Origin of the sequence: Streptomyces sp. NPDC057249 (assembly GCF_042669245.1) — a bacterium.
In the GTDB taxonomy this organism is placed as follows: Bacteria; Actinomycetota; Actinomycetes; order Streptomycetales; family Streptomycetaceae; genus Streptomyces.
Genome location: NZ_JBHUXS010000009.1, coordinates 118418 through 138493 on the forward strand (window position 1 = coordinate 118418; position 20076 = coordinate 138493).

Annotated in this window: 14 protein-coding genes and 2 pseudogenes; 6 read left to right on the forward strand and 10 right to left on the reverse strand. The window is 73.9% G+C overall.

Annotation, left to right across the window (positions count from 1 at the left end; genetic code table 11):
* Positions 1 to 4 precede the first annotated feature (4 nt).
* Positions 5 to 1504, reverse strand: coding sequence for an acyl-CoA synthetase (locus tag ACFUJY_RS18660; protein WP_383300537.1), 1500 nt, complete (start codon positions 1502 to 1504; stop codon positions 5 to 7).
* A 176-nt stretch (positions 1505 to 1680) separates the two neighbouring features.
* Here ACFUJY_RS18660 and ACFUJY_RS18665 point away from each other — a divergent pair, with 176 nt between their 5' ends.
* Positions 1681 to 3510 carry a serine hydrolase gene (locus ACFUJY_RS18665; RefSeq protein WP_383300540.1) on the forward strand — a complete coding sequence of 610 codons (1830 nt, stop codon included), beginning with the start codon at positions 1681 to 1683 and terminating at the stop codon, positions 3508 to 3510.
* A gap of 69 nt (positions 3511 to 3579) precedes the next feature.
* Here ACFUJY_RS18665 and ACFUJY_RS18670 read toward each other — a convergent pair whose 3' ends face one another.
* From ACFUJY_RS18670 to ACFUJY_RS18680, 3 genes and pseudogenes are all read right to left on the reverse strand, one after another.
* The gene (locus tag ACFUJY_RS18670) at positions 3580 to 5643 is read right to left on the reverse strand and encodes a tetratricopeptide repeat protein (RefSeq protein WP_383300543.1); all 2064 of its coding nucleotides are present in this window, start codon (positions 5641 to 5643) and stop codon (positions 3580 to 3582) included.
* Between the two features lie 53 nt (positions 5644 to 5696).
* Positions 5697 to 6560: pseudogene (locus ACFUJY_RS18675) on the reverse strand (oxygenase MpaB family protein); the annotation flags it as partial.
* Between the two features lie 100 nt (positions 6561 to 6660).
* Positions 6661 to 7725, reverse strand: a complete 1065-nt coding sequence (locus ACFUJY_RS18680) for an Lrp/AsnC family transcriptional regulator (protein WP_383300546.1) — start codon at positions 7723 to 7725, stop codon at positions 6661 to 6663.
* A gap of 123 nt (positions 7726 to 7848) precedes the next feature.
* Between ACFUJY_RS18680 and ACFUJY_RS18685 the strand changes: the two genes are divergently transcribed.
* The 3 genes and pseudogenes from ACFUJY_RS18685 to ACFUJY_RS18695 all read left to right on the forward strand — a co-directional run.
* On the forward strand, positions 7849 to 9081 hold the full coding sequence (locus ACFUJY_RS18685; RefSeq protein WP_383300549.1) for a M20 family metallopeptidase: 1233 nt from the start codon (positions 7849 to 7851) through the stop codon (positions 9079 to 9081).
* Entirely contained in the window at positions 9078 to 10514 is a 1437-nt protein-coding gene (locus ACFUJY_RS18690) for an MFS transporter (RefSeq protein ID WP_383300551.1), read from the forward strand. Before ACFUJY_RS18685 ends, ACFUJY_RS18690 begins: the two co-directional genes overlap by 4 nt.
* A 45-nt stretch (positions 10515 to 10559) precedes the next feature.
* Positions 10560 to 11039 (forward strand): annotated as a pseudogene (locus ACFUJY_RS18695) (ADP-ribosylglycohydrolase family protein); the annotation flags it as partial.
* Here ACFUJY_RS18695 and ACFUJY_RS18700 read toward each other — a convergent pair.
* Together ACFUJY_RS18700 and ACFUJY_RS18705 are read right to left on the reverse strand one after the other, a co-directional pair.
* The gene (locus ACFUJY_RS18700) at positions 11029 to 12171 is read right to left on the reverse strand and encodes a methyltransferase (RefSeq protein ID WP_383300554.1); all 1143 of its coding nucleotides are present in this window, start codon (positions 12169 to 12171) and stop codon (positions 11029 to 11031) included. The pseudogene ACFUJY_RS18695 and the gene ACFUJY_RS18700 sit on opposite strands and share 11 nt — an antisense overlap.
* A gap of 84 nt (positions 12172 to 12255) precedes the next feature.
* The gene (locus ACFUJY_RS18705; RefSeq protein WP_383300556.1) at positions 12256 to 12456 is read right to left on the reverse strand and encodes a hypothetical protein; all 201 of its coding nucleotides are present in this window, start codon (positions 12454 to 12456) and stop codon (positions 12256 to 12258) included.
* Between the two features lie 248 nt (positions 12457 to 12704).
* On the opposite strand from ACFUJY_RS18705, the gene ACFUJY_RS18710 reads away from it, so the two are divergent.
* Positions 12705 to 13523: an endonuclease I family protein gene (locus ACFUJY_RS18710; protein WP_383300559.1), complete on the forward strand. Its 819-nt coding sequence runs from the start codon at positions 12705 to 12707 to the stop codon at positions 13521 to 13523.
* Positions 13524 to 13556: 33 nt separating this feature from the next.
* Here the strand turns inward: ACFUJY_RS18710 and ACFUJY_RS18715 are convergent, their stop codons facing one another.
* On the reverse strand, positions 13557 to 14123 hold the full coding sequence (locus tag ACFUJY_RS18715) for a hypothetical protein (RefSeq protein WP_383300561.1): 567 nt from the start codon (positions 14121 to 14123) through the stop codon (positions 13557 to 13559).
* 148 nt (positions 14124 to 14271) lie between these two features.
* On the opposite strand from ACFUJY_RS18715, the gene ACFUJY_RS18720 reads away from it, so the two are divergent.
* Positions 14272 to 15387, forward strand: a complete 1116-nt coding sequence (locus tag ACFUJY_RS18720; protein WP_383300564.1) for a chemotaxis protein — start codon at positions 14272 to 14274, stop codon at positions 15385 to 15387.
* Positions 15388 to 15449: 62 nt separating this feature from the next.
* On the opposite strand, the gene ACFUJY_RS18725 is transcribed toward ACFUJY_RS18720, so the two are convergent.
* The 3 genes from ACFUJY_RS18725 to ACFUJY_RS18735 all read right to left on the reverse strand — a co-directional run bounded on the left by ACFUJY_RS18725 (position 15450) and on the right by ACFUJY_RS18735 (position 20016).
* Positions 15450 to 17828 carry a phosphoketolase gene (locus ACFUJY_RS18725; protein WP_383300567.1) on the reverse strand — a complete coding sequence of 793 codons (2379 nt, stop codon included), beginning with the start codon at positions 17826 to 17828 and terminating at the stop codon, positions 15450 to 15452.
* A 43-nt stretch (positions 17829 to 17871) separates the two neighbouring features.
* Entirely contained in the window at positions 17872 to 19284 is a 1413-nt protein-coding gene (locus tag ACFUJY_RS18730) for an NADP-dependent succinic semialdehyde dehydrogenase (protein ID WP_383300570.1), read from the reverse strand.
* A 180-nt stretch (positions 19285 to 19464) separates the two neighbouring features.
* The gene (locus ACFUJY_RS18735) at positions 19465 to 20016 is read right to left on the reverse strand and encodes an ATP-binding protein (protein WP_383300573.1); all 552 of its coding nucleotides are present in this window, start codon (positions 20014 to 20016) and stop codon (positions 19465 to 19467) included.
* Positions 20017 to 20076 lie beyond the last annotated feature (60 nt).

Consider the following 20076-nt stretch of genomic DNA (forward strand, 5'->3'; position numbering starts at 1 on the left):
GTCGTCAGGCCAGGCGGTCGCGCAGTTCCCGCTTGAGGATCTTGCCGCTGGCGTTGCGCGGGAGGGCGTCCACGCACACGACCCGTTTCGGCGCCTTGAAGTGGGCGAGCCGTTCCCGGGCGTGCGCGATCAGCTCGTCCTCGGTCGCCTCGCCCTTCAGGACGACGACGGCGGTGACGGCCTCGATCCAGCGCTCGTCGGGCAGCCCGACGACGGCGGTCTCGGCGACGGCGGGGTGGGTGTAGAGGGCGTCCTCGACCTGCCGGGAGGCGACGAGGACCCCGCCGGAGTTGATGACGTCCTTCACCCGGTCGACCACCGTGAAGTAGCCGTCCTCGTCCCGGACGGCGAGGTCGCCGGAGTGGAACCAGCCGTCGCGGAAGGCCTCCGCGCTCTCCTCGGGCTTGTCCCAGTAGCCGGTGCACAGCTGGGGCGAGCGGTAGACGACCTCGCCCGCGGTGCCGTCGGGGACCTCTTCGCCGTGCTCGTCCACGACCCGCGCCTCCACGAAGAGGACGGGCCTGCCGCACGAGTCCATCCGGCCCTCGTGCTCGTCCGGTCCGAGCACGGTGGCGAGGGGGCCGATCTCGCTCTGCCCGAAGCAGTTGTAGAAGGCGAGACCGGGCAGCCGGTCGCGGAGGCGTTCCAGCACGGGCACCGGCATGATCGACGCCCCGTAGTACGCCTTCCGCAGGCCGCCGAGGTCGCGGGCGGCGAAGTCCGGGTGGTTGGCGAGGCCGATCCAGACGGTGGGCGGGGCGAAGAGGCTGTCGGCCCGCCCCGACTCGACCAGGTCGAAGATCCGGGCCGCGTCCGGCGCGTCCAGGACCGTGTTCTCGGCGCCCACCGCGAGGTAGGGCAGCAGGAACACATGCATCTGCGCCGAGTGGTAGAGCGGCAGCGCGTGGACGGGCCGGTCCCCGGCGCGCAGGTCGAGCGCGGTGATCGCGCTGACGTACTCGTGGACGAGGGCGCCGTGCGTCATCATCGCCCCCTTGGGCAGCGCGGTCGTCCCGGAGGTGTACAGCAGCTGGACGAGGTCGTCGGCGGCCGGCTCGCGCGCGGGGGTGAACGGACGCGGGGTGCCCAGTTCGGCCAGCAGCGACGCGTCGTCGTCGCGCAGCGCCCGTACGGCGAAGTCCTCCGGGACGCGGTCGGCGAGGCCCGGGTCGGTGAGGACCAGGGAGCTGGTGGACTGGCGCAGGATGTACGCCAGGTCGTCACCGGTGAGGTTCTGGTTCACCGGCACATGGACGAGCCCGGCCCGGGCGCAGGCGAGGAAGGCGATCAGATACGCGTCCGAGTTGTGGGCGTAGGCGGCGACCCGGTCTCCCGGGCGCAGCCCGTGGCCCTCGGTGAGGACGGCCGCCGCGGTGCCGACGGCCTCGTCCAGCTCGCGGTAGGTCCAGGCCCGGTCGGCGTACCGCAGGGCGGTTCGTGCGGGGGCGCGCCGTGCGCTGCGGGTCAGGACGCCGTCGACTGTGCTGCTGCGTACACCGGTCATGGCGTGATCCTGTGCGGCGGGGAGGCCTGGGTCAAGGGCCTGACGCGACATCAGATTCTTTCCGGCTCCCACCCCTACGGCATGGCGGAGCCTGACAGTACTCTCTGCTCGGCAGGAAGTTTCACACTCGGAAGAGATTTCGAAAGTTACTTTCAGGCGGCGAGAAGGGGTTGTGCATGACGGAGGACACGGCGGTCGGGGGCATCAGCCGGCGGAGGCTCGGTGGTGGGATGCTGGCCCTGGGCGGGGCACTCGCCCTGGCGCCGATCCCGTTCGCGGGCACGGCGTCTGCCACGGAGTCGGGGGCGGGGGCGTCACAGATGCACGCGGGCAGGGGCGCGAAGCCGACGCTGCGGCGCGGATCGGCCGCCCGTGCCGGGCTGTTGCGGGAACCGCTCGACCAGCTGGTCACCGAGGCGGAGCGCTATCTGGCCGCATCCCCGAAGCACCCGTGGTACGCGGGCGCGGTGCTGCTCGCGGGCCGGGGCGGGACGGTGGCACTGCACCACCCGATCGGCAAGGCGGTGCGTTACTCGGCGTACGACGAGACGACCGACACCGGGGTCGAGTTCCCCGAGGACCAGCAGATCGCGATGGCCGAGGACACGGTCTTCGACCTGGCGTCGGTCTCGAAGCTGTTCACCTCGATCCTGGCCGTGCAGCAGATCGAACGCGGCACACTGGAGCTGGAGGCGACGGTCGCGTCCTACCTGCCGGAGTTCGCCGGCGGCGGCAAGCAGGACATCACCATCCGTCAGCTGCTCACCCACACCTCGGGGTTCACCGCCTGGATTCCGCTCTACAGCGCGCCGACCCGGGAAGGGAAGCTGGAGCTGCTGTGGAAGGAGGTCCCGGCCCACCCGCCCGGCACGGTCTACCTCTACTCCGACCTGAACCTGATCTCGCTCCAGCTCGTCCTGGAGAAGCTGACCCGGCGGACCCTGGACGTCCTGCTGCGCGAGCGGATCACCGGTCCGCTCGGGATGCGGCGCACCCGCTACAACCCGCCCGCCTCCTGGAAGCCGAAGATCGCCGCGACCGAGGACGCCCGGCTCCCCTGGTCCGGGCTCGACCGCGGCCTGGTCTGGGGCGAGGTGCACGACGAGAACGCGTTCAGCCTGGACGGGGTCGCCGGGCACGCCGGGGTGTTCTCCTGCGCCTGGGACCTCGCGATCCTGGCGCGCACGCTGCTCAACGGCGGGGTGTACGGGCGGGCCCGCATCCTCTCGGCGGACTCCGTCGACCTGCTGTTCACCGACTTCAACACGGCGTTCCCCGGGGACGAGCACGGTCTGGGCTTCGAGCTCTACCAGCACTGGTACATGGGCGCCATGGCCACGCCCCGGACGGCGGGGCACACCGGCTTCACCGGGACCAGTCTGGTGCTGGACCCGACCACGGACTCGTTCCTGATCGTGCTGGGCAACTCGGTGCACCCGGTGCGCTCCTGGCGGTCCGGCAGCGCGCCCCGGGTCGCCACCGCCAACCAGATGGCCCGGGCCGTCGCGGTCCGCCCGGCCCGGGGCCGTACCGCCTGGTTCTCCGGGATGGCGAGTGCGTCCACGGCCACCCTGGCGCTGCCCGCCCTGCCGCTCGTCTCCTCGCGGGCCCGGCTCAGCTGCGCGCTGTGGTGGGACACCGAACCGGCGTCGGACTTCCTGTACCTGGAGGCTTCGACGGACGCGGGCGCCACCTGGCAGCCGGTCCCGTTCACCACCGCGCCGACGGGCCGGGGCGGGCGCCCCCGCCCCGAGGCACACCCGGACGGCTCGCTCTCCGGCTGGTCGGGCCGGGTCTGGCACCGCCTCGACGCGGACCTCGCGGGAATGCGCGGCGCCGAGGTCCTGCTCAGGTGGCGTTACACCACGGACCAGCTGTACGTCGGCCGGGGCGTGTACGTGGACGCCATCAAGGTCGAGGACGGCGGCCGTACGGTCTTCGACGAGGGCCGCCCGGCGGACGCCCGGCGGATCGACGCGAAGGGCTGGGCCGCCTCGGCCGACTGACCGGCCCCTGGAACGCGGGGGCGGGCGGGCCCGGCCGTCCGCCCCCGCCGCGGTGCGTGGGGGGCCGCGTCAGGGCGGCGCGTGGCCGCGCCGCCTGAGCGCCGCCGCCTCGCGGTAGACGTCGGCGGCCTCGCGGGCGCGACCCAGCTGTTCGAGGCAGTGCGCCTCGTCGTCGCGGCCGGCGAGCGTGTCGGGGTGGGCGGGGCCCAGCAGCCGGGTCCGGGCGTCGGCGACCTGCCGGTACAGGGTGAGCGCGTCGGTCCAGCGCCCGAGCCAGCCGAGGGCGACGGCGACCTCGCGGCGGCTGACCAGGGTGTCGGGGTGATCGGGGCCCAGGACGTGTTCCCGGGCGGTGCACACCGCCTGCGCCTCGGCCAGTGCCTCGTCCCAGCGGGCCAGCCGGCCGAGGTTGACGCCGAGTCCGTGGCGGGCCCGCAGGGTCTCCGGGTCGTTGGGGCCGTTGACCCGGGTGCGGTCGGCGACGAGCGCGCGGTACAGCTCCAGGGCGTCGGCGCTGCGGCCGAGGCGGCCGAGGCTGATGCCGACCTCGTAGCGGGTGGCGAGGGTGTCGGCGTGTTCGGCGCCGAGCAGCCGGGTCCGTGCCTCGGCGACCTGGCGGTACGTGTGCAGGGCCTCCGTCCACCGGCCGAGCCGGCCCAGCGTGTAGCCGACCTCGTAAAGCGTGACCAGGGTGTCCGGGTGGGCGGCCCCCAGCACCCGGGCGCGGGCCGCGGCCACGTCGCGGGCCGTGCGGTACGCGTCCTCCAGCCGCCCCAGCCTGCTGAGGCTGAAAGCCAGGTTGTGGCGGCAGCGCAGGGTGTCGGGGTGGTCGGGGCCGAGCGCGCGCTCCCGTGACGCGAGCACGGCGGCGTGCAGTTCGTGGGCCTCGGTGTGGCGGCCGAGGCGGCCCAGCGCGTACGCCATCTGCTGCCGGGCGGCGAGCGTTTCGCCGTGCTCGGCGCCGAGGGCGCGGGCGCGGTCCTCGGCGATGCGGCCGAACTCGCGCAGCGCGTTCTCGGCCCGGTCCTTGCGGGTGGGTGCGGGGCCCAGGACCTGGCGGTCGGCCCGGGTGCCGGGCCCGGCGGCTCCGGTGGTCCAGGCGAGCGTGAGGCCCGCCGAGTGGTCGGGCGGTGCCATCGGGTGCGCGGTGCCCGTCGCCTTGTGGCCGGCGGTCATCGTGTGTGCCCAGGCGGGCAGCGGCGCGGCGGGGGCGGGCGCCCGGCCGGAGAGCACGACGGGGACGGGCGGCGCCTCGCCGGCCGGGCCCGGGAAGGGATGCTCGCCGGTGCGGCCGACGGCGATGCGGCGGCGCAGGTCGTGGGCGTCGGCCGGGCGTTCCTCGGGGGTCTTGGCGAGCAGGTCGAGGACGACCCGGTCGAAGAACCCGGGGAGTTCGGCGCGGTGGGAGCGCGGCGGCTCGGGCGGGGTGTCGCGGTGGCCGACGAGGATGCCCCAGGAGTCCTCCAGGTCGAAGGGCGGGGCTCCGGTCGCGATCTCGTACAGCACGCAGCCCAGCGAGTAGAGGTCGCTGCGGTGGTCGACCTGGCCGCCGCTGATCTGCTCCGGCGACATGTAGTGCGGGGTGCCCATGGCGATGCCGACGCCGGTGAGCCGGGAGGTGACCGGGATGCCGTGGCCCGGCCGGGCGATCCCGAAGTCGCAGATCTTCACCGTCCCGTCGGACAGCCGCATGATGTTGGCGGGCTTGAGGTCGCGGTGGACGATGCCCTGCTGGTGGGTGTAGCCGAGCGCGTCGGCGACCTGTTCGGCGATGTCCACGATGTCGTCCACGGGCAGCGGGTGCTGCTCGTTGTCCTCCAGGAGCTGGCTGAGGTTGCGGCCGTCCAGCAGCTCCATCACGAGGTACAGCACGCCCTCGTACTCGCCGAAGTCATGGACCACGGTGACGCCCCGGTGCTGGAGGGCGGCGGCGACCCGGGCCTCTCGGCGGAAGCGTTCGCGGACGATGCGGGTGTGGTCCTCGTCGTGCCGGCCGCTCATGGGCTTGAGGCATTTGACGGCGACCTGGCGGCCCAGCGCTTCGTCGCGGGCGCGCCACACCTCGCCCATGCCGCCGCGACCGATCAGGTCGAGCAGCCGGTACCGGCTCTGGATCAGCCTGGTTTCCGCCATCCCTGTTGCCGCCCCCGTCGTTCAGCTCGCTGTCGCCGCGCCCGCCCCGGTCAGTCCAGTATGGCTGCCTGCCTCTTCAGTGTGTACGGGGTGGGGCGGCTGCCGGGTCCGAGCCGTGCCATCGCGTTCATGATGTGACCGGGCGGAAGCCGCCACCGCAGCCGCGCGGGTACGGCCCGCAGGAGCGCCCCGGTGGCGCGCAGCCGGCGGTCCACGGCGGCGGGCGGCGGCGCCGTCCTCCCGTACAGCTCATGGGCGAACGTCGGCAGCGACCGGTAGGCGAGGGTGGCCACGCGCCGCCACAGCAGCGCGCGTACGGGGACGAGGAGCGGGGGCACGGGCGGGCGGCGGAGGAAGCCGTCGACGTCGAGCGCCTCCGGGGTCCGGGCGAGCCGGGGCCGCACGCGGGCGAAGTAGTCGGCCATCTCGGCGGTGGTGGCGGGTACGTCGTCGGGGTCGAGGCCGACGAGCCGGGCGCTGTGCCGGTGCTCGGCGAGGTACTGGTCGGCCTGCCGGGCGGTGAGCGGGTAGCCGGAGCGGCGCAGGACCTGGAGGTAGGAGTCGGCTTCGGCGCAGTGCACCCACAGCAGCAGCTCGGGCTCGTCCACGCCGTGGGTGCGCCCGGTCGCCGGGTCGGTGACCTTCAGGCGGGCGTGGATCTTCCGGACCCGGGCGCCCGCCTTCTCGGCGGCCTCGGTGGTTCCGTACGTGATGGTGCCGACGAACCCCGCCGTGCGCATCAGCCGGCCCCAGGCGTCCTCGCGGAAGTCGGAGTTCTGCGTCACGCCGCGCACGGCGAGGGGGTGGAGCGCCTGGAGGTACAGGGCCCGCACCCCGGCGATCCACATCATCGGGTCGCCGTGCAGCTGCCAGGTGACCGATGCGGGTCCGAAGAGCCCGGGGTCGGCTTCCGTCATGTGCGTGTCCCTCCCGCTCGGGGGTGGTCCGGCGCCGCGTCGCCGGACCCTCCCCAGTGTGGCGGGGGCGGCGCCCGGTGGGCACCCCGCGGCGGGGTCGTCAGGCCGGAGGTGTCCGGAGGCGGTCCAGGAGGGCCGCCTCCGCGGTGTCGGAGTGGGTGCCCTCCCAGCCGGCCAGGGGGACGGCCCGCAGATGGCGGCCCTGGGGGTCGAGGAGGTGTCCGGCGAGCTTCATCGGCCAGAGCGTGACCGCCCGGTCGGCCACGGTCAGCTCCGGGTGGCGGGCGGTGAGCCGGGACTCGAAGGCGCCGATGTCGTCCACCGAGCGCAGCCAGGCGGCCAGGAGCAGGTTGTGCGGGCCGGTCAGCGAGGCGCAGAGCCGGATCTCGCGGATCTGGCTGATGCTCTTCGCGAGCTGGGGCGCCCGGCTCTGCGGCACCGCCGCCCAGTACGAGACCGAGACCGGCCAGCCGGAGAGCGACCGCGCCACCTCGCACCGGTAGGCGAGCGCCCGGTCGGCGTCGAGCCGGTCGAGGCGTCGGCGGACGGTCGTGGGGCTGAGCCCGGTGCGTTCGGCGATGTGGGCGACGGGCCGGCGCGGGTCCTCGCCGAGGACGCGGACCAGTTCCAGGTCGCGCCGGGGGACGGTGCGGGTGGGCTGCCGGTTCGGGGCCGGCGGGGCCAGCTTGCGGCGCTGCTCCTCGGTGAGGCGGTCGAGCCGCCAGCGGCTGCCCTCGGTGTGCAGGGTGGTGGCGACCTGGGTGCGGGAGGCCGCGACGCCGTCGAGGGCGCCGAGGCGGAAGCCGACGTACCGGGCCAGCTGCACGTGGTCCGTGAAGACCGCGGTGACCACGAGGTCCCGGCTGCCGCTGACGTGCTCCAGGTTGAACACGTGCGGGTCCTCGGCGATGTGGCCGGCCACCTCGTGCAGCCGCCCGGGGACGCAGTCGACCTCGATGAACGCGACGAGGGTCCAGGTGTCCGGGCCGCTCGCCGCGACCGAGGGGTGCACGCCGATCCAGGCGTGCCCGGCCCGGGTCAGCCGGGTCCAGCGCCGGGCGACCGTCGAGGCGTCGATGTCGAGCACGTCCCCGATGGTCCGCCAGTCCGCGCGCGGCGCGATCTGGAGCGCGGTGACGAGCAGCAGGTCGACTTCGTCCAGCACGGGGGCGCCCTCCGGGTGATCGCGGCACCGGTCGTCCGGTGGTTTCCGGCAAACGATCTGCGTGATCCGGAGGATGCTGGCACGGAGCCCGCCCCGAACGGCCGGATCGGCACCATACCAGGCATGTTCACACGCACTGACGCCCTCGCCGTCGAGGACTCCCTGGTCCGGCTCCGCCATGCCCTGCACCGGCAGCCCGAACTCGGTCTCGACCTCCCCCGCACCCAGCGGGCCGTCCTGGACGCCCTGTCCGGACTCCCCCTGGAGATCACGACCGGCCGGCAGCTCACCTCGGTGACCGCCGTGCTGCGCGGCGGCCGGCCCGGGCCCGCCGTACTGCTGCGCGGCGACATGGACGCGCTGCCGGTACCGGAGGACAGCGGTGTGCCGTACGCCTCCGAGGTGCCCGGGCGGATGCACGCCTGCGGCCACGACGTGCACACCGCGGGGCTGGTCGGGGCGGTCCGGCTGCTGGCCTCGCGGCGCGAGGAGCTGGCGGGCGACGTGGTGTTCATGTTCCAGCCGGGCGAGGAGGGCATGGGCGGTGCCCGGCTGATGATCGAGGAGGGCGTGCTCGACGCGGCCGGGACCCGGGTCGTCGCCGCGTACGCGCTGCACGTCACCTCCGCGGTGCTGCCCGTCGGGACCGCCGCCGTACGGCCGGGCCCGATGCTCGCCGCCTCCGACGAGGTCACCGTGCGCGTCCTGGGCGCCGGGGGCCACGGGTCCTCGCCGCACCTGGCCAAGGACCCGGTCCCGGCCGTCTGCGAGATGGTCACCGCGCTCCAGACCCTGGTCACGCGCACCGTCGACATCTTCGACCCCGCCGTGGTCACGGTGGGCTCGCTGCACGCCGGATCGGCCGGCAACGTCATCCCCGGGGCCGCCGAGTTCACGGCCACCGTCAGGACGTTCTCCGAGGCGACCCGGGCCCGGGTCCGGGCGGCCCTGGAACGGACCGTGCGGGGGATCGCCGCCGCGCACGGTCTGACCGCCGCGGTCGACTACCGCGAGGGCTACCCGGTCACCGTCAACGACGCCGCCGAGGCCGCGTTCGCGCTGCGCACCGCGCGCGACGTGCTCGGCGCGGCGCAGGTCTTCGAGGCGCCGCGCCCGATGGCCGGCTCCGAGGACTTCTCGTACGTGCTGCACGAGGTCCCGGGCGCGTACGTGGGCCTCGGCGCGTGCCCGGCCGGTCAGGACCCGTCGGCCGCCCCGATGAACCACTCCGCGCAGGCGGTCTACGACGACCGGGCGGTGGCGGACGCCGCGGCCCTCCTGGCCGGCCTCGCGGCACGCCGCCTCCAGGAGGCCGGCGCCCGGGAGGCCGGCGCCCGCACGGAGCAGCCGTCATGAGCACGACGGAGTCGGCCGGGCCCGCCCGGACCGACACCGCGTCCGTCGGCGCGGTCGTGGGTCTCCTCGTCCTCTTCGAGCTGACCAGCGGGTTCCTTCAGGGCGGGATCGCCCCGCTGCTGCCGGACATCGGCACGGAGCTGGGCATCGCGGACGCCGACCTCAACTGGGTGGTGGCCGCCCAGCTGCTCGCCGCCGCGGTGTCGGTGCCCGCGTTCGGCCGGCTCGGCGACGTGTACGGGCACCGCCGCATGCTGCGGGTCTCGCTGGTGTGCGTGGCCGTCGGCTCGCTGCTCGTGGCCCTCGCCCCCTCGCTGCCCGTGCTGCTGGCCGGGCGGGTGCTGATGGGGCCGCTCGCCGCCCTGCTGCCGCTGGAGATCGCCCTCGTACGCGACCGGCTCTCCGTCGAACGCGCCCGCGCCGCCATCGCGCGCCTGGTCGGCGCGCTCACCCTCGGCACTCTGCTCGGCGGGGTGGTCATGGGCCTGGCGCACAAGGCGACCGGCGATGTCCGGCTCACGCTGCTCGTCCCGGCCGTGCTGGCCCTGCTCTGCGTCCCGGTGTCGTTCCTCGCGATCCCGGAGTCCGCCCGGACGCCGGGCGCCCGGCTCGACTGGCCGGGCGTGGGCCTGCTGAGCCTGGCGGTGCTCCTGCTGCTCGCGGGGATCTCGGCGGCGAAGACCGGCCCCCTGCTCTCCGGCGCGGTGCTGGTCCCGGTGCCGCTCGCCCTGGTGGCGGGCGCGGTGTGGGCGGTGCGCGAGCTGCGAGTGCCCGATCCGCTGGTGGACCTGCGGGCGCTGGCCGACCGCAGTGTCGCCCCGTACTTCCTGTGCGCGGCGGCCTTCGGCGTCGTCTACTTCGGCAGCCTGGCCCCCGACTCCACGTTCCTGGCGGCGGACCCGGACCGCACCGGTTACGGCTTCGGGCTCTCCGCCCTCGCCATCTCGCTGATCGCCCTGCCCGCCGGGGTCGCCGCGGTCGTCGGCTCCTCGCTGACCGCCCGGGTCGCGGGGCGCGTCGGCTACCGCCCCGCGCTGATCGCCTCGTTCGCCCTGATCGGCGTGAGCTTCCTGTCCACCGCCGCGTTCCACACGGCGATCTGGCAGCTGGTGGCGGCCAAGGTGCTCGCCGGTGCCGGGATCGGCGTGGCGCTCGGCGCGCTGCCCACGGTGATCGCGGAGGCCGGCGCCCCCTCCCGGACGGGGATCACCACGGCCCTGTACAACAACGTCAAGACCCTCGGCGGTGCGGTCGCCGGGGCGGTCATCGCCGTCATCCTGGCGACCCCGGCGTCCGAAGTGGGGAGCACCGTCTCCGAGACGCAGGACGCGGCGGGCGAGTCCGGGTACGTAGCGGTCTGGCTGCTCTGCGCACTGCTCTCCGGCGGCGCGGCCGTGGCGGCGGCCGCCGCGCGGCGCGGCGCGGCGGAATAACCGGGGCGGCAGTCGAGTGCGGGGGCGGGTACGTCGGTCATCGGACAGCAGGCCGCCCGCCAGAGCGCCGTCTCGCACCACCACCCGGAGGCGGCCGCCGGGGCGGCGGCGGTCGCCGTCGCCGCGGCGCTGGCCGTGCGCGGCCGGGGCGCCCCGGCGCCCGGGCGCGGCGCGTTCCTCCGGGAGGTCGCCGCGCACCTGTCCGACAGCGATGTGCGCTCGGGCATCCGCATCGCGGCCCGGATGCCCGACCACACCTCGGTCCGTCACGCGGCCGAGGTCCTGGGTTCCGGCTACCGGATGTCCGGGCCCGACACCGTCCCGTTCGCGCTGTGGTGTGCGGCGGGCCACCTGGACGACCTGGCGGAGGGGCTGTGGTGCACGGTCGCGGGACGCGGTGACATCGACACCACGTGCGCCGTCGCGGGGGGCGTGATCGCCGCCCGTACCGGCGTCGCCGCCCTTCCCCCGGCCTGGCACGCGGCCCGCGAACCGCTGCCCGGGTGGGCGGCGCTCAGCGCCTGACGGCGCGCAGCACCACGAACTTCGGGTCGCCCGCCACCGTTTCGCAGTTGCCGAAGACGCGGCGCAGGGTGGCGTGGTGGCCCAGGTGGCGGTTGGCGACCACCCAGAGCTCGCCGCCCGGGCGCAGCGCCCGCCGGGCTCCGCGGAACATGCTGCGGGCGGTCGCGTCGGTGGTGGCCTGGTGGGAGTGGAACGGCGGGTTGTTGAGGACGAGGTCCGCGCTGCCCGGTTCGGCGCCGGCCAGGGCGTCCCCGACGACGAAGCGTGCCCGGGCGTCCGGCCCGGTGTTCTCGCGGAAGGTCGCCTCGGCCGATGCCACGGCCTGGTGGGACTCGTCGACGAAGGTGAGCGTGGCGTCGGGGTTGGCGAGGGCGGCGGCGAGGCCGACGACGCCGTTGCCGCAGCCGAGGTCCACGACGCGGTCGGGGCCCGTGCGGTCCGGGAGGTGCTTGAGGAAGAAGCGGGTGCCGATGTCGAGCCGGTCGGCGCAGAAGATCCCGGCGTGGTTGGTGACGGTGCGCCCGGCGGCGGCCCCGGCGTCCGGCGGCAGCTCGTAGCGCAGCGGCCAGGGGCTGGGGGTGCGGGGCAGGGCGGGGTCCGGGGCGCAGTGGATGAGCCGGGCCTTGCGGACCGCGAGGGAGGTGCGGGTCGGACCGATGAGGCGTTCGAACAGGTTGAGCGTGGAGGTGTGGATCTCCTTGACCATGCCGGTGCCGGCGACGACGGTGCCGGCGTGCACGGCGGGCGCGATGCGGTGGAGCTGGTCCTCCAGGAACGCGAGGCTCTTCGGGACGCGCACGAGGAGCACGTCCACGCGGTCCGGCGGGGTGTCGCGCGGGGACAGCAGGCGCACCGCGTCGGCGGGCAGCCCGTTGCGCTCCAGGTTCGCGGCGGTCGCCCGCTGCCCGAGGTAGGAGTCGCTGATCTGTACGGGGCGGTGTGCGGCCAGGACCGTGCTCAGCGCGCCCCAGCGGTCCCCGATGACGACGACGTTCCCCGAGACGTCGACCGCCTCCGCCAGGTGCTGGAGCAGATAGGCGTCGGCCGCGTCCCAGGCACGGAACGGGTCGCGGGGGTCCTCGGGGAAGCGGGCGAGGTCGTAACCCGCCTCTGACGTCGTCAAACGGTTCATTGTGCGTTCAGGCTAACCGAGCGGCGCCCGGCGCCCGTACCTGCCGCAGGCGCGACGGCCGTGACCGCCGCGCCGTACCGCTGTCTACGGCAGTCGCTTGTCGATGGCCGCCCGGCCCTCCCTGGCCAGGGTGCGCTCCGCCCACGCGAGGTTCTCGGGGGTCAGGTCCCGCCCGGACGCGAGGACCAGGTCCTCGGCGGACGGGTCGTCGGTGGCGCCGGTGTGCAAGAGGTCGTCCGGAGTCAGGCCCCGGGTACGGGATACGGAATCGGACTCGTCGCTCATGCCGCCTCCTTGTCCTTCCCGTCATTCTCGCCCGCCGCCGGTGCTCCCGCATCCGAGACCGGGGCTCGGTCCCGGAACGGGTTCCGGGCCCTCACTTGACCTGCACATGATAGCTACGAGGGGTTCACACATCGTGACGGTCCGCATGGGACGCTCCCGCGTACACAGAGCGGACACGACCACCGCGGAGCCGTCCCCCACCCCGTGACGGCGCCGCGGTGCGCGTATTCCCGGAGAGGACACCCCACATGTCCCGTCGTCACCTTCCCGTGCGCCACGCACTGCCCGCCGCGCTCGCCGCGCTCGCGGTGTTCACCGGCACGGCCGCCGCCGCACCCGCCCCGACGCCACCGCCCACCGCCGCCTCCGCGCCCGGCGCGCTGGACGACACGTACTACGAGGACGCGACCGGCAAGACCGGCGCCGCGCTGAAGAGCGCCCTGCACACGATCATCAGCGACCAGAGCAAGCTCACCTACAGCCAGGTCTGGGACGCCCTGAAGGACACCGACGAGGACCCGGCCAATCCCTCGAACGTCATCGAGCTGTACACCGGGCGCTCCGAGCCGAAGAGCGACAACGGCGGCAACCCCGGCCAGTGGAACCGCGAGCACGTCTGGGCCAAGTCACACGGCGACTTCGGCACGGCCACCGGCCCCGGGACCGACATCCACCACCTGCGCCCGTCCGACGTCCAGGTCAACTCCACGCGCGGCAACAAGGACTTCGACAACGGCGGTACGCAACTGAGCGACGCGCCGGGCAACTACACCGACAGCGACTCCTTCGAGCCGCGCGACGCCGTCAAGGGCGACGTGGCCCGGATGATCCTCTACATGGCGGTGCGCTACGAGGGCGACGACGCGTTCGCGGACCTGGAGCCCAACGACAGCGTGTCCAACGGTTCCGCACCGTACATGGGCCGGCTCTCGGTACTGAAGGCCTGGAGCGAGCAGGACCCGCCGGACACCTTCGAGAAGCGGCGCAACGACGTCATATACGAGGACTACCAGCACAACCGGAACCCGTTCGTGGACCACCCGGAGTGGGTGGAGGCCATCTGGTGACGGCCCGGCACCTCTGATCCCGGCCGCCGGCCGTCAGCTCCGCTCCGCCTGGGCGATCCGGGGGACCGACTTGACACCGGCGGCCTTGCGGCTGTTGGCGTGCTGACTGACCGTCCTGTCGGTCGGCGCGTCCGGGAAGCCGAGCACCACGGAGTCCAGCACCTTGCCCGACACGTCGACGAACTCGACGCGCACGGCGAAGAACGCCTCCTCGCCGCTCCTGTTCGTCACCCGCACCAGGGCGCTGCGGAACTGCTCCCCGGACGCGACCGCGATGCTGCTGACGGAGACGTCGTCCATCGCGTTGCCCTTGCCGTCGACGCGCTTGAGCGTCGCCACGGCCTTCTGCCGGTTGCGCTCGACGTCGGCGGAGACGGAGGCGGCGAACTCGTCCTGGGTGCGCCCGCTCCGGGTCGGGCTCGGGCTCGCCGTGGGTTCGGCGGAGATCGTGCGGGTGCTTCTGGCCGTACCCGCCGACGAGGTGTCGGAGTCGCCGCAGGCGGCTGCTCCGGCGACGAGTACCGCGACGAGTGCGGCAGGGGTCAGGCCGCGGATGACACGGCCTCGGAAGGGGCGCCGCGCGGGGCCGGTCCGGTTCACAAACGCTCCGTCCACTGAGCGGGCAGGGGAAAGCAGCTCTTCCCGCACCCGGGATGACCAACTCGCCCATATTAGGATCAAAAGGTATGAATTGACTCGTTGATTCACCCGCTCCGCACGCAGTGCGCAATTCCCCGGGAGGGAACTGATGGACACGGACGCCCTGACCGCCGGCCTGCTGCAGGAGCTGCGCCGTACCAGGCCCTATCCGGCCCTGTCCCTGACCATGCCGACCCACCGGCGCGCCCCGGACAACGCCCAGGACGCCGTCCGGCTGCGCAACCTGCTGTCCGAGGCCCACAACCGGCTGGAGGCCGATCCGGAGGTCGGCCGCGAGGCGTGCGCCGCCATCAAGCAGCAGCTCGACCGCGCGGCGGGCGAACTCGACCAGCGCCGGGCCCTGGACGCGCTCGTGCTCCTCGCCACGGCCGACGAGTACCAGATCTGGCGGCTGCCGCGTACCGCACCCGAACGGGTGGTGCTGAGCGACAGCTACCTCACCCGCAACCTGGTCGCCGCGAAGGCGCAGGCGCGCCCCTTCTGGGCGCTCACCGTGGCCGCCGACCACGCCGCCCTCTTCAGCGGCACCACCGAGTCCGCCCAGGAGGCCCACGCCGGCGGCTTCCCGCTGACCGCCCCGCGCGAGGAGTTCAACCCGCAGCGCATGGAGCGGACCGGTGACACGCCGTCCAACTTCGCCAGCGAGGACACCCGGAACTTCCTGCGCACGGTGGACGAGAAGCTGCGTGCCGTCCTGGCCACCGACCCCCGTCCGCTGTATCTGGTCGGCATCGCCCCGGCGCTCGCCCTGTTCGACGAGGTCAGCGAGTGCGCGAAGGACGCGGTCGGCCGGGTCACCAAGGGCGCGCCGGCCGACAACGCGCCCCGCGACCTGCTCACCGAGCTGCGCCCGGCCCTGGACGCCCGGCGCGCGCACTTCGCGAAGGAGATCGACGGGCGGCTGGACGCGGCGCGCGGTCGCAAGGCGTTCGCCGGCGGTCTCGACGAGGTGTGGGCCGCGGTGCGCGAGGGCCGCGCCGGCCTGGTGGCGGTGGAGGAGCACTTCCAGCAGACGGTACGGGTCGACCGGGAACACCTGAAGCCGGTGACCGACGACGTGGTGGACCCGTCCGACGCGAGCGTCCGCGAGGACATCGTGGACGAGCTGGTGGAGGCGGCGCTGGACAGCGGCGCGGAGGTGTTCTTCGTCGCGGACGACGCGCTCAAGGGGCACGGCCGGATCGCGGCCGAACTGCGCTTCTGAGCCGGCCGGTCGCACGGCGAGGGCCCGGACGGAACCTCCGGGCCCTCGCCGCGTACCCGGGCTCAGCCCTCCCAGGACCAGTTCGCCACCTCGGGCAGGTCGGTGCCGTGTTCGCGAATCCAGGCGTGGTGGCGGGTGCGGGTGTCCGCCATCTCCTGACGCACCGCCACGGCGCGCACGCCCAGGCCGGGGACCCGGTCGATGACGTCCATGACCAGCCGGTAGCGGTCGAGGTCGTTGCGGACCACCATGTCGAAGGGCGTGGTGGTGGTGCCCTCCTCCTTGTAGCCCCGCACATGCAGGTCGCCGTGCCCGGCGCGGCGGTAGGCCAGCCGGTGGATCAGCCACGGGTAGCCGTGGTAGGCGAAGATGACCGGCTTGCCCCGGGTGAACAGCGCGTCGTACTCGGAGTCCGGCATGCCGTGCGGGTGCTCGGAGTGCGGCATGAGCCGGGCCATGTCGACCACGTTGACCACCCGCACCGCCAGCTCCGGCAGATGGCGCCGCAGCAGCTGGGCGGCGGCCAGGGTCTCCAGCGTGGGAACGTCACCGGCGCAGGCGAGGACGACGTCGGGCTCGCGGCTGCCGTCGTCCGTGCCCGCCCACTCCCAGAGGCCGGCGCCGCGCGCGCAGTGCACCCGGGCCTGGTCGAGGGTGAGCCAGTCGAAGCTCGGCTGCTTGCCGGCCACGATGACGTTGACGTAGTCCCGGCTGCGCAGGGCGTGGTCGGCGACGGAGAGCAGGGTGTTGGCGTCGGGCGGCAGGTAGACGCGTACGACTTCGGGGCTCTTGTTGAGGATGTGGTCCACGAACCCCGGGTCCTGGTGCGAGAAGCCGTTGTGGTCCTGGCGCCAGACGTGCGAGGTGAGCAGGTAGTTCAGCGAGGCGACGGGGCGGCGCCAGGCGAGCCGGCGCGAGGTGCGCAGCCACTTGATGTGCTGGTTGACCATCGAGTCCACGATGTGCGCGAACGCCTCGTAGCAGGAGAAGAGCCCGTGCCGGCCGGTCAGCAGATAGCCCTCCAGCCAGCCCTGGCACAGATGCTCCGACAGAACCTCCATGACCCGGCCGTCCCGGGCGAGGTGCTCGTCGGTCGGGAGCGTACGGGCCTGCCATGCCTTGCCGCTGGCCCGGTAGACGGCGTCGAGCCGGTTGGAGGCCGTCTCGTCGGGCCCCACCAGCCGGAAGTCCCTGCGGTCCGCCGTCGCCGCCATGACCGCTTCGAGGAGACCGCCCAGTACGCGGGTGGGCTCCCGCAGCGTGGTCCCGGGCCGGTCCACCGGGACGGCGTACCCGTCGAGGTCCGGGACGGGCAGGTCGCGCAGGAGGAGGCCGCCGTTGGCGTACGGGGTGGCGCCGAGGCGGGCGGCGCCCTCGGGGACGCAGGCGAGGACCTGTTCCGTCGGGCGGCCCTCGGCGTCGAAGAGCTCGTCCGGCCGGTAGGACCGCAGCCACGCCTCCAGCTGTCGCAGGTGGTCCGGGTTGTCGCGGACGCCGGGCAGCGGGACCTGGTGGGCGCGCCAGGTGCCTTCGACGGGCAGCCCGTCGACCTCGGCGGGCCCGGTCCAGCCCTTCGGGGTGCGCAGCACGATCATCGGCCAGCGCGGGCGGTCGGTGTCGCCGCCGGCGCGGGCGGCGGCCTGGATCTCCGCGATGCGGTCGGCGGCGCGGTCCATGGCGAGGGCCATCGCCCGGTGCACGGCGCGGGGCTCGTCGCCCTCCACGTAGATCGGGTCGTGACCGTAGCCGCGCAGCAGGGCGTCGAGCTCGGTCTGCGGGAGGCGGGCGAGGACCGTCGGGTTGGCGATCTTGTAGCCGTTGAGGTGGAGGACCGGCAGGACGGCCCCGTCGTGGACCGGGTCGAGGAACTTGTTGGCGTGCCAGGACCCGGCGAGCGGTCCGGTCTCCGCCTCGCCGTCGCCGATGACGCAGGTGACCAGCAGCTCGGGGTGGTCGAGGGCGGCCCCGTAGGCGTGGGCGAGGGAGTAGCCGAGTTCGCCGCCCTCGTGGATGGAGCCGGGGGTCTCGGGGGCGACGTGGCTGGGGACGCCGCCGGGGAACGAGAACTGCTTGAAGAGCCGCCCCATGCCCTCCGCGTCTCTGGTGACGTCCGGGTACGCCTCCGAGTAACTGCCTTCCAGCCAGGAGCCGGCGAGGACGGCGGGCCCGCCGTGGCCGGGACCCCAGACGCACAGGGCCGGTGTGCCGCGCGCGCTGACGAGGCGGTTGAGGTGGGTGTACACGAGGTTGAGCCCGGGTGAGGTGCCCCAGTGGCCGAGCAGCCGGGGTTTGATGTGCTCGGGGGCGAGTGGCCGGGTCAGCAGGGGGTTGTCCATCAGGTAGATCTGCCCGACGGCCAGGTAGTTGGCGGCCCGCCAGTGCGCGTCCAGCGCGTCGAGTTCCCGGTCGGACGGGCCGGGCGGCGGTGGGGCGTCGCTCATGGTGACCTCTCAGCGGGGCTGGTTCGGGGCGTCGCGCGTACGGTCACCGGGGCTCGGAGCCGTACCAGACGGTGGTGGCGTTGCAGAACTCGCGGATGCCGTGCCCGGCGAGCTCGCGCCCGTAGCCCGAGCGCTTCACCCCGCCGAAGGGCAGCGCCGGGTGGGAGGCGGTCATGCCGTTGAAGAAGACGCCGCCGGCCCGGAGGTCCCGGACGCAGCGGTCGGCCTCGGCGGCGTCGCGGGTCCAGACGTTGGAACTGAGCCCGAAAGGGGTGTCGTTGGCGACCTCGACGGCCTCGTCCAGGCTGTCCACGCGGTAGAGGGAGGCGACCGGACCGAAGGTCTCCTCGCGGTGGACGCGCATCTCGGGTGTGATGCCGGCGAGGACGGTGGGGGCGTAGAACCAGCCGTTCTCCAGTCCGCCGCCCAGGCCCTCCGGGCGTCCGCCGCCGCACAGCGCCTCGGCGCCCCGGCCCACCGCGTCGTCCACCAGTTCCTCCAGGTCCGCGCGCCCCTGTTCCATGGCGATCGGCCCGACGTCGGTGGACTCGTCCAGCGGGTCGCCCACGGTCAGCTCCCGCATGCCGACGGTGAAGCGCTCGGCGAACTCCTCGTACACCTCGGTGTGCACGATGAACCGCTTGGCGGCGATGCACGACTGGCCGTTGTTCTGGGTGCGGGCGGTGACGGCGGTGCGGGCGGCCTTGGCGACGTCCGCCGAGGGCAGGACCAGGTAGGGGTCGCTGCCGCCGAGTTCCAGGACGGTGTGCTTGATCTCGTCACCGGCGACGGCGGCGACGGACCGGCCCGCCGGTTCGCTGCCGGTGAGCGTCGCGGCGACCACCCGGCGGTCGCGCAGGATGCCCTCGACGGCCTTGGAGCCCACGAGGAGGGTCTGGAAGCAGCCGGCCGGGAAGCCCGCGCGACGGAAGAGGTCGCCGAGGTACAGCGCGGTCTGCGGCACGTTGGACGCGTGCTTCAGCAGGCCCGTGTTGCCGGCCATCAGGGCGGGGGCGGCGAAGCGCACGACCTGCCACAGCGGGAAGTTCCACGGCATCACGGCGAGGACCGGGCCGAGCGGCCGGAAGCGGACGTACGCGCGCACCGCGCCGGAGTCCTCCACGTCGGCGGCGGCGGGGTGCTCGTCGGCGAGCAGTTCCTCGGCGCGCGCGGCGTACCAGCGCATCGCCTTCGCGCACTTGGCGGCCTCGGCGCGGGCCGCCGTGACGGGCTTGCCCATCTCCAGGGTCATGGTGCGCGCGATGTCCTGCCGGTCCTCGTCCAGGAGGTCGGCGGCCCGGTTGAGCAGCCGGGCCCGCTCGGTGAATGTGGTGGTGCGGTAGTCGCGGAAGGCGGCGTCGGCCGCGGCGATCCGCCTCTCGATCTCGTCGTCCGCCAGCGCGTCGAACGTCCTGAGCGTCTCGCCGTTCGCGGGGTTGACCGTCGCGATGGGCATGACTGTGGCCTCCTTGCCTCGGTACTTCGACCGTGCCGCGCGGCGGGCCCGCCCGCAACGCGGGCCGTGACACGGCACCGCCCCCGCCACCGCATACCCGGCCGGCGCGGATCATGCATGCTCGGGACATGCGATCCGCGCCGGCCGGGGGCGCGCGGTGCGGGGGCGGGGCCGTGCGTCTCAGACGAGCGCCGGGGCGGCGTCGGGGACGGCCTCGTCGATGCCGGCCGCGACCGGGACGGTCTCGTCGGCGGCGGCCGGAACCGGCTCGGGGATCTCCGCGACCACGGCCGGCGGGCGGCGGAACTCGCGGACGCCGGGGAGCGGCGGCAGCGGCACCAGCTCGATGTGCTGCGGCTCCTGGGCGTACCGGGTGAACCAGACGACCTTGCCCTCGGCGGTCCGGCAGGTGCCCCAGCTGTCGCTGAGGGCCATGACCCGGCTCAGGCCGCCGCCCTCGTGGAGCAGCCGCGGCATCTCGGAGCCGTTGTCGGCGACGGAGACCGTGAGGTGCCGTCCGGACCAGCGGAGTTCGACGACGCAGCGGTTGTCGTCACCGACGTGCCGGTGGACATTGGTCAGCAGCTCCTCCACGGCACGGCACACGGGCCGTACGTGGAGTTCGAGACTCCAGTGGCGCAGGTGGGCCGCGACTATGCGTCGCAGCTGGTCCACACGGTCTGCGGAAACCTGGAGTTCGACCAGATAGTGCCGGTCGAGTGGAACGGTCATCGTCGAGGCTCCTCACATCGAGGCCCACGACTTCGCCTCGTTGAACCAACGACCCCCGAA

Coding starts and splice junctions, on each gene's coding strand:
- ACFUJY_RS18660 (WP_383300537.1), bottom strand. CDS start 1,504: ATGACCGGTGTACGCAGCAGCACAGTCGACGGCGTCCTGACCCGCAGC.
- ACFUJY_RS18665 (WP_383300540.1), top strand. CDS start 1,681: ATGACGGAGGACACGGCGGTCGGGGGCATCAGCCGGCGGAGGCTCGGT.
- ACFUJY_RS18670 (WP_383300543.1), bottom strand. CDS start 5,643: ATGGCGGAAACCAGGCTGATCCAGAGCCGGTACCGGCTGCTCGACCTG.
- ACFUJY_RS18685 (WP_383300549.1), top strand. CDS start 7,849: ATGTTCACACGCACTGACGCCCTCGCCGTCGAGGACTCCCTGGTCCGG.
- ACFUJY_RS18690 (WP_383300551.1), top strand. CDS start 9,078: ATGAGCACGACGGAGTCGGCCGGGCCCGCCCGGACCGACACCGCGTCC.
- ACFUJY_RS18700 (WP_383300554.1), bottom strand. CDS start 12,171: ATGAACCGTTTGACGACGTCAGAGGCGGGTTACGACCTCGCCCGCTTC.
- ACFUJY_RS18705 (WP_383300556.1), bottom strand. CDS start 12,456: ATGAGCGACGAGTCCGATTCCGTATCCCGTACCCGGGGCCTGACTCCG.
- ACFUJY_RS18710 (WP_383300559.1), top strand. CDS start 12,705: ATGTCCCGTCGTCACCTTCCCGTGCGCCACGCACTGCCCGCCGCGCTC.
- ACFUJY_RS18720 (WP_383300564.1), top strand. CDS start 14,272: ATGGACACGGACGCCCTGACCGCCGGCCTGCTGCAGGAGCTGCGCCGT.
- ACFUJY_RS18725 (WP_383300567.1), bottom strand. CDS start 17,828: ATGAGCGACGCCCCACCGCCGCCCGGCCCGTCCGACCGGGAACTCGAC.
- ACFUJY_RS18730 (WP_383300570.1), bottom strand. CDS start 19,284: ATGCCCATCGCGACGGTCAACCCCGCGAACGGCGAGACGCTCAGGACG.
- ACFUJY_RS18735 (WP_383300573.1), bottom strand. CDS start 20,016: ATGACCGTTCCACTCGACCGGCACTATCTGGTCGAACTCCAGGTTTCC.